Origin of the sequence: Citrobacter sp. JGM124 (genome assembly GCF_018257795.1) — a bacterium.
Taxonomy (GTDB): Bacteria; Pseudomonadota; Gammaproteobacteria; order Enterobacterales; family Enterobacteriaceae; genus JGM124.
The window spans coordinates 38,296-46,780 of sequence record NZ_JAERJD010000013.1 but is presented as its reverse complement, the minus strand read 5'-3'; the positions used below and the strand labels follow the sequence as shown (position 1 = coordinate 46,780).

The following is an 8,485-nucleotide window of genomic DNA, read 5'->3' as shown; positions in this document are numbered from 1 at the left end:
GTATCGGCGAGTAGCGCAGCTTGGTAGCGCAACTGGTTTGGGACCAGTGGGTCGGAGGTTCGAATCCTCTCTCGCCGACCACCTTCAGCAAGCATCACATCAGCGTACTTTCGCTCTTAAGATTAGTATTTACTTGTGTTGTATCATTCAAATGACAACATAAGAAAAGCAGTACATCGGCGAGTAGCGCAGCTTGGTAGCGCAACTGGTTTGGGACCAGTGGGTCGGAGGTTCGAATCCTCTCTCGCCGACCACATTTAGAAAACCCCGCTCAGGCGGGGTTTTTGCTTTTTGGCATTCCCGAAAATAATGCCGTTCTTCTCTTCTCTTCTCTTCTCTTCTTCTCTTTTACTTTTTACTCACTGATTTCTCTTGAATATGTCCGTGGCAGTGACGGCACGCCTCAGTGTTGCCTCAGTGAGACGGCAGGCCAGGGGATTGTTGTCAGATGGAGACATTTAACATGATGATAAATATTAGTTTTCACCATCATGCTGAATTAGTGTCGCCAAAATGAGACAGGTTCGTGGTCTGGGAAGAGACGCTGTCGCGTAAGCCCGGGCTGTTTCACTGCTAACATACTGATCGCTATATGTTAGTAAGGGGTCACGATGGGGATGAATTATTGGCATGCATTGTGCAATAATAACGGTGTAGATGCTCATTCCACTTCTTATGTTTGCTCCGGCTTCATAAACCCAGGAATGACGCAGAGCCAATTACGGTGCTTATCGTCCACCGACAGATGTCGTCCTCACGGACCTCATCCGACACCATGGACACAACGTTGAGTGAAGCACCAATTAGTTGTCAAATCGACCTGTTTTAACACCTGCCCTGGCAGGTGTTTTTTTTACGTCAGGCAAATAAAAAGGCGACATAGCGTCGCCTGAAAATGAGAAGTTACCCGCTGATACCTGTGCAGGCTTACGGGGGCTAACAGGGTGCCTAATCAGGCACCTGGATTATTTTTTAACGTGAGCAGTAACCCTTCCCGACGCATTGAAGCGGCTTCTTCCGGCTGATGCAGCCTGTCCAGCGAATCAGCAAGCCAGGCGTAGTCAAAGGCATCAGGACGAATTTTAAGTGCTTCGCGGAAAGCATCAGTGGCCTTCTGCCACTCACCATGCTGCATTAACAGCTGCCCCAGCGTGCTGTGTAACAGGGGATTACTCGCCTGAGTTTTTAACAACTGGTGCAGGGCTTTTTCCAGTTTCTCTGGTGTCCCTGATTTCAGGCGTGGCATCACTGTCACCAGGCGATCGTCGTAGTGGCGTTTAAGCCCTTCCAGTACGATATCCTGGGCAGCATCGCTGTCATTGCACTCAATCAGATGTTCAGCCATTGCTACCTGCAGCGCTGTCTGCTGGCGAGTTTTACGACTCTGGTTACGCCACCACTCTTTCAGACCATCATTGCCCTGCTCGGCCATTGCCTGGTTCATTAAGCCCATCCAGGCCTGTTGTCTGATATCGGCGGCGTGGTCTGCGTCAGCAACCTGGGCTTTTTCCAGCGCAGGCAGAATCTCCAGTAAAGAACTCCAGGCATTGGTACGTAAGTAGGCCTGTTCAGCCAGGCGAAGCACTTCTGGGTGACGGGGTGCAATTTCCAGCAACTTGTCGACACCATGCCGTGCAGCGTGATTTTCATTCCGTGTTAGCTGCAAACGAACACGGGTAATTTCAACGGGCAACTGATCATCATTCTCTGCCATTTCAGCAGCGCGTGCTAAGTGTTGATTAGCACGAATTTCGTCGCCACGCTGTTGGGCTGCCTCTGCTGCCATCAGGTAGTTCACCATAGGTTGTTCGGCATGGTCCGCATGACGGCTCATGAGTTTTTCAACCTGGCGGTGATCCCCTTCGGCGAGTTTTAGCAGAGCAGCTTTGGTCTGCTGGCTTGCGCGGCGGCGTTTACGGCTAAGAAACCATCCCCGAGTGTGGGCCCCTGTACGAAAAATACGTCGGAACAGGGACTCAATCAGGAATAACACGATGATTGACAGAATATAGATAATGACCAGCCCAGTAACACTGGTATTAATATCATAATTATCAGTGCGAATAAGGACATAGCCTTGATGGCCGGCCAGCATTGGTCCGAGCACCACACCTGCAATCAATAAGAGAAATAATAACAAGACTTTAATCATCATTATTCTCCCTTACTGGCTGTCGGGGCTGTTTCAGATTTTGAGGTGGCCTCATCCGTATGAGGGGGCTTCGCAGACACTGCCGGCTCCTCTGATTTAGACTCGGTGGGCTGAGCAAATAAACTACGCACCCGAGTTTGTACCAGTTTTTCTAGTAACGCCTGGCTTTGCAGGCTTTCTGGTAAGTCCATATTGATATTCTGATCAAGTAGCGTATCTAACTCAGCAAGAAAAGCTTTGGTTGATTCATCATCCGTATCGTAATAGGCACGCACCCAGGTGGATACCGTTTCCAGTGCCTGTTTGTAGATTTCCTGCTGATGGCGAGGAACGGCCTGGGCCGCTACCAGTAACTGGGAGCGGATATTTTCCCGCAGGTAAATATCCTGGTTGGGTGCCAGAAGGGGAATCGCAGTTTCATCGCGACGGCGTATAGTGATAAAGCTGTCCATAAAACTGTCCCAGCTTTTTACCAGATTCTGACGCCATTCAGTAAGCGTGCCTGACAGTTCGCCGTTATCTGAGTCCATTGGCGAATCATCGCTATAGTTATCTGACAACCGTAAGTTATCGATACTGTTAGAAAGCTGGTTTAGCTTGAGGATAATGCCGTCATAATCAACTTGTGACACCTTTGCCAGGTTGGCAATATCGTCCGTTAAGGCCCGACGCACGGGGATGACACTCGGATCATTCATATCGCTCAGGCTGGCATCCGCTGTTTTAAGTAATGCTGCCGCTGTGGTGACGTCCTGATCGCTCCACAGTTTACGCCCGGCCATCTTCACCAGGAAATCAGCTTGAGCCAGCAGCCAGGCCTGAGCATCACTCCCCGAAAGACTGGCGACTTTGTCCTGAACTTCATCCAGTTGCCTGGTCAAAATAGCCTGCTGTTTTAACGCATTCTGTAATGCCGCCGTTTGTTGGGCTAACTGAGTGGAAAATGCGTGCTGCTGAGTTGCTTGCTGTTGTTGCAACGTTTGTAGCTGGTTCGCGAGGCTTTCACTCGCCGCAGTTTGTGATGTAGCCTGAGATGTGCCGTAGTGATAGACGCCACCTGCTACCGCTAACGCGATAGCAATAGCGATAGCCCCGAGAGCAATGCCTGCCAGGCCAGCCCGGCTTTTCTGTGCCACGGGTTCAGACGATTGCGTCGTACTGATCGCTGGCGTGTTTTCTTCAGCGGCCGTGTCGGAGTTGTTCTGTTGTTCCGTCATTGTGGCGTCCTGTATTTTTAGGTTAATTGTAACGCGCGCAACAGCGCGTCATTATCCGCGTTATCAGCGACCCGAATATCTTGCCAGCCCAGATCTCTGGCAAGGCTCGCCAGTCGTTCACTGACCACAAGTAGTTGACACTGGGTCAGCCAGTTTTCACGGTACCAGGCTGGAATGAGCGTATGGAGTTGTTGTAACATCTCGCCACTGGTGACGACCAGGGTAGACACGTTCTTCTCAGACCATCGCCAGGCCTCTTCCATTCCATTGTAATTTATTTCATTGCGTTGATAACATTCGCAAAAATCAACTTTAGCACCACGTTCCTGTAGTGTCTTACCCAGTAATTCTCTTCCGCCATTACCTCGTAAAATCAGTACTTGCTTACCACTAATATTTTGTAGCTCTGGTAATTGTAGCAAGACTTCACTGGTTTCCTTGTCATGGGGATAGTGAACGGTTAAATGGCTGGCTGCATGTAAAGCGAGCGCTGTTGTGCGCCCAATAGCAAACCAGTTCAATTCTTTCGGCCAGCCGATACCACTTTGACGCAATAATGGGCCGGCAAAATGGATAACGTGTTGCGATAACGCAAAGACCAGAGAGTCTGGTGGCAGAGCGGCCAGCATCGTCGGCAACTGTGCTAATTCTTTGCCCGGAGCAAACTCAATCAGGGGAAAACTGTATGCAGTCTTCCCCGTCAGGCGCAGGCGTCTTACAAGCTCTTCCCCGGCAGGCGAAGGGCGAGTGACAAGGATAGTCACGCAGACGCTTCCCCTTTATAAACTTCAGAGAGGATCTCCCTGGCCCCATTGGCCAGTAATTCTTCTGCCAGTGATATACCCATAGTAATGGCATCTTCGGGTTTACCCAGCCGTTCACCACGGATGATGACGGAACCGTCTGGCGCTCCGACCAAAGCCCGTAGCCATAACCCATCCGTGGTGAGTTCTGCATAGCTGCCGATAGGAACCTGGCAGCCACCCTCCAGATGGATGTTCATAGCGCGTTCAGCACTGACTCGAACAGCTGTTTCTGTGTGGTTCAACGGTGCAAGCAGTGCCTGGGTGTGGGTATCATTCAGACGGCACTCAATGCCTATAGCACCCTGGCCGACAGCGGGTAATGACACCTCTGGCGGCAGCGCATAGCGAATACGCGACTGCATTTCCAGACGGTTGAGCCCGGCGACCGCAAGAATAATCGCATCATATTCCCCACTATCCAGTTTACCCAGACGAGTGCCGAGGTTACCTCGCAGCGAGCGGATAATTAAGTCCGGACGCTGCTCCGCAATTTGACACTGTCGACGGAGGCTGGAGGTTCCGACGATGCTGCCGACAGGCAGCGCATCCAGATTTTCATACTTGTTTGACACAAACGCATCCCGAGGGTCGTCACGTTCGCAAATTGTCACCAATCCCAGACCTTCCGGAAAAGCAACAGGGACATCCTTCAGGGAGTGAACGGCAATATCTGCGCGACCATCTAACAGAGCAAGCTCTAATTCTTTGACAAATAAACCCTTTCCACCGACTTTAGCCAACGGGGTATCCAATAGAATATCACCACGCGTGACCATGGATACCAGCTCAACCTGCAGTTGGGGATGGAAGATTTCCAGCTGTCTCTTAACATAATGTGCTTGCCAGAGTGCAAGGGGGCTTTGGCGAGTCGCAATTCTTAGTATATTGTCTAGCATGCTTGTTACCGTCATTATCAATTACTGACCATCCTACCATTGTTCGTGGAAAGCTGTCAGTGTTGGTGGTTTGGTGACCATGGGAGATATCTACCTGGAATGAGGTAAATAAAGTCGATGCATGACGTGATAGTGCGACTAACAGTGTATCTGGCTTTACGGTCAACAGGCGAGGTGTTAAATTGATCACGTTTCCAGCAATTGTTTTTCAGATCATTTATAGTGCTGAAAAGAATCACCGGAAAGCGGATTCTTCGTCATCTTGAAACTATCAGGCGATACGTCTTGTACCTCTATATTGAGACTCTTAAGCAGAGACTGGATGCCATAAACCAATTGCGTGTTGAGCGCGCTCTTGCTGCTATGGGCCCTGCTTTCCAGCAGGTCTACAGTTTACTGCCGATACTGTTACATTATAATCACCCACTGATGCCGGGTTACCTCGAAGGTAACGTTCCCAAGGGCATCTGCATGTACACGCCTGATGAAACCCAACGTCATTATTTGAATGGCCTTGAACTGCGGTATGGTTTGGAAGTACCAGACACCCCTGACGGTGAACTGCCATTAACCGGCCTCTATTCCATGGGGAGTACCTCTTCTGTCGGTCAGAGTTGTTCTTCTGACCTTGATATTTGGGTTTGTCACCAGTCCTGGCTTGATCAGGAAGAACGGCAATTACTGCAAAGAAAATGTCATTTACTCGAAAGCTGGGCGGCATCACTGGGTGTCGAGGTGAGTTTTTTCCTGATTGATGAAAACCGTTTTCGCCATAATGCGAGTGGTAGCCTGGGTGGAGAAGACTGCGGTTCAACCCAGCATATTTTATTGCTGGATGAGTTCTATCGCACCGCCGTACGCCTGGCGGGGAAACGTATTCTATGGAATATGGTGCCTTGCTCTGAGGAAGAGCATTATGACGAATATGTCATGACACTCTATGCCCAGGGGGTACTGACGCCAAATGAGTGGCTGGATTTGGGAGGATTAAGCTCCTTGTCAGCAGAAGAGTACTTTGGTGCCAGCTTGTGGCAGCTCTATAAAAGTATCGACTCGCCTTATAAAGCGGTGATGAAAACACTGCTGCTGGAAGCTTACTCCTGGGAATACCCTAATACCCGCCTGCTGGCAAAAGATATTAAACAGCACCTGCATGATGGTGAAATCGTCTCTTTTGGTCTCGATCCTTATTGCATGATGCTTGAACGCGTCACCGACTATCTTACTCAGCTGGAAGATACTACGCGTCTTGATCTAGTACGGCGCTGCTTTTATCTGAAAGTGTGCGAAAAATTGTCCCGTGAACGTGCTTGTGTCGGCTGGCGGCGTGAAATTCTTGGTCAGTTGGTTAAGGACTGGGGCTGGGATCATGAACGCCTGGTGATGCTGGACAACCGAGCAAACTGGAAGATAGATCAAGTGCGTGAGGCTCATAATGAGTTGCTTGATGCAATGATGCAGAGCTACCGTAATCTGATCCGTTTTGCACGTCGTAATAACCTCAGTGTTTCTGCAAGCCCGCAGGATATTGGGGTTCTGACTCGTAAACTTTACGCTGCCTTTGAAGCGTTGCCGGGTAAAGTCACACTGGTGAACCCACAAATTTCACCTGATCTGAGTGAACCTAATCTGACGTTTATTTATGTTCCCCCCGGGCGTACGAATCGTTCTGGCTGGTACCTGTACAATCGGGCACCGAATATGGACTCAATCGTGAGCCATCAGCCACTGGAATATAACCGTTATCTTAATAAACTGATTGCGTGGGCTTATTTTAATGGCCTGCTGACTTCACGTACGCAATTGTTTATTAAGGGCAATGGAATTTGTGACCTGCCTAAATTGCAGGAAATGGTGTCAGATGTATCCAGCAGCTTCCCACTGAGATTACCTGCACCGACGCCGAAAGCGTTATACAGCCCATGTGAAATTCGCCATCTGGCGATTATTGTTAATCTGGAATATGACCCTACTGCGGCATTCCGTGATCAGGTGGTTCATTTTGATTTTCGTAAGCTTGATGTACTCAGCTTTGGCGAAGAGCAACAGTGCCTGATTGGCAGCATTGACCTGCTCTACCGCAACTCATGGAATGAAGTGCGAACCCTGCATTTTAACGGTGAGCAAGCGATGATCGAAGCACTGAAAACTATTCTTGGGAAAATGCACCAGGATGCTTCCCCCCCGGATAGTGTGGAAGTCTTCTGCTATAGCCAGCATTTGCGAGGCCTGATTCGTACTCGTGTACAGCAATTGGTTTCAGAATGTATTGAATTTCGTCTTTCCAGTACACGGCAGGATCCCGGCCGTTTTAAAGCCTTACGCGTTGCCGGACAAACATGGGGACTGTTCTTTGAACGGGTAAATGTTTCCGTTCAGAAACTGGAAAATGCCGTAGAGTTTTATGGGGCCATTTCACATAACAAATTGCATGGGTTATCAGTACAGGTGGAAACCAACCAAGTGACGTTACCCCCGGTAGTTGATGGTTTCGCCAGTGAAGGTATTATCCAGTTTTTCTTTGAAGATACTCAGGAGGAACAAGGTTTTAATATTTACATTCTTGATGAGAGTAACCGGGCTGAAGTTTATCACCATTGTGAGGGCAGTAAAGAAGAGCTAATTCGTGATGTCAGTCGTTTCTTTTCCTCTTCTCATGACCGCCTGACCTATGGGTCGAGCTTTATCAACTTCAACTTGCCTCAGTTCTATCAGATAGTGAAAGTCAATGACCGTGTTCAGGTGGTTCCCTTTCGTCCCCAGCCACTAAACTCAACACTGGCTGCACCGAATGACAAAAATCATGACGATACGGCACAGTCCCAGCGTCAACGGCAGTATGAATCTTAATTAGCGAAAGCTAACGGTTTCACCTGCTTGTTCGGAGCTGGCTTGCTCCAGCAGTTTCCAGAATTCCTCACCACTGCGATCGCAAATCCAGGTTTCACCCTGTAAAGTAAAGTGATAGCCGCCATTTTTCGTTGCCAGCCAGACTTGGTGAAGCGGTTCCTGACGGTTAATAATGATTTTGCTGCCATTTTCAAAACTAAGCGTCAATACGCCGCCGTTTATCTCACAATCAATATCACTATCGCCGTCCCAGTTATCAAGGCGTTCTTCTATGGTCAACCAGAGACCATCAGCCAGTTGATGAAATTCACTGTCGTTCATATCTGCTTCCTGTTTGGGTTTTAAGGCAGTATAAAAATTGTGGTTTTTTAGAAACATCCACATGATGAAGCGTATTATATGCTACACAGTATCCCTTATTTTACGGTTATTTGAAGAGATATCCGCTTTACCGTATTGATAAGGCCAGCGACATTTCAGCAGTAAGGGATAAAGAAAGAGTATTGCTTTTCAGACTTCACCTGCGATGATAGACGAAAGACTCGCGAATCACAGGCAACGTTA

At 48.9% G+C, this 8,485-nt stretch carries 6 protein-coding genes and 2 tRNA genes; 3 read left to right on the top strand and 5 right to left on the bottom strand.

Going from position 1 to position 8,485, the window contains the following annotated elements; translation table 11 throughout:
- The first annotated feature begins 4 nt into the window (after positions 1 to 4).
- Together JK154_RS16295 and JK154_RS16290 are read left to right on the top strand one after the other, a co-directional pair.
- Positions 5 to 81, top strand: a tRNA-Pro gene (locus JK154_RS16295).
- Positions 82 to 177: 96 nt separating this feature from the next.
- Positions 178 to 254, top strand: a tRNA-Pro gene (locus tag JK154_RS16290).
- 698 nt (positions 255 to 952) lie between these two features.
- On the opposite strand, the gene hemY is transcribed toward JK154_RS16290, so the two are convergent.
- From hemY to hemC, 4 genes are read right to left on the bottom strand one after another with little or no spacing between them, the layout of a single operon-like run.
- Positions 953 to 2,152: a protoheme IX biogenesis protein HemY gene (gene hemY, locus JK154_RS16285; protein WP_211993717.1), complete on the bottom strand. Its 1,200-nt coding sequence runs from the start codon at positions 2,150 to 2,152 to the stop codon at positions 953 to 955.
- Between the two features lie 2 nt (positions 2,153 to 2,154).
- Complete coding sequence (hemX, locus tag JK154_RS16280) at positions 2,155 to 3,369, bottom strand: uroporphyrinogen-III C-methyltransferase (protein ID WP_211993656.1); 1,215 nt, start codon at positions 3,367 to 3,369, stop codon at positions 2,155 to 2,157.
- 17 nt (positions 3,370 to 3,386) lie between these two features.
- A complete protein-coding gene (gene hemD, locus JK154_RS16275) occupies positions 3,387 to 4,133 on the bottom strand; it encodes a uroporphyrinogen-III synthase (RefSeq protein ID WP_211993655.1) in 747 nt (248 codons plus the stop codon).
- Positions 4,130 to 5,071 (bottom strand): hydroxymethylbilane synthase, encoded by a 942-nt coding sequence (hemC, locus tag JK154_RS16270; protein WP_211993654.1) that lies wholly within the window; start codon positions 5,069 to 5,071, stop codon positions 4,130 to 4,132. Before hemC ends, hemD begins: the two co-directional genes overlap by 4 nt.
- 285 nt (positions 5,072 to 5,356) lie before the next feature.
- On the opposite strand from hemC, the gene cyaA reads away from it, so the two are divergent.
- Positions 5,357 to 7,921, top strand: coding sequence for a class I adenylate cyclase (gene cyaA / locus JK154_RS16265; RefSeq protein WP_211993647.1), 2,565 nt, complete (start codon positions 5,357 to 5,359; stop codon positions 7,919 to 7,921).
- Here the strand turns inward: cyaA and cyaY are convergent, their stop codons facing one another.
- Positions 7,922 to 8,242, bottom strand: coding sequence for an iron donor protein CyaY (cyaY, locus tag JK154_RS16260; RefSeq protein WP_211993646.1), 321 nt, complete (start codon positions 8,240 to 8,242; stop codon positions 7,922 to 7,924).
- Positions 8,243 to 8,485: the final 243 nt, after the last annotated feature.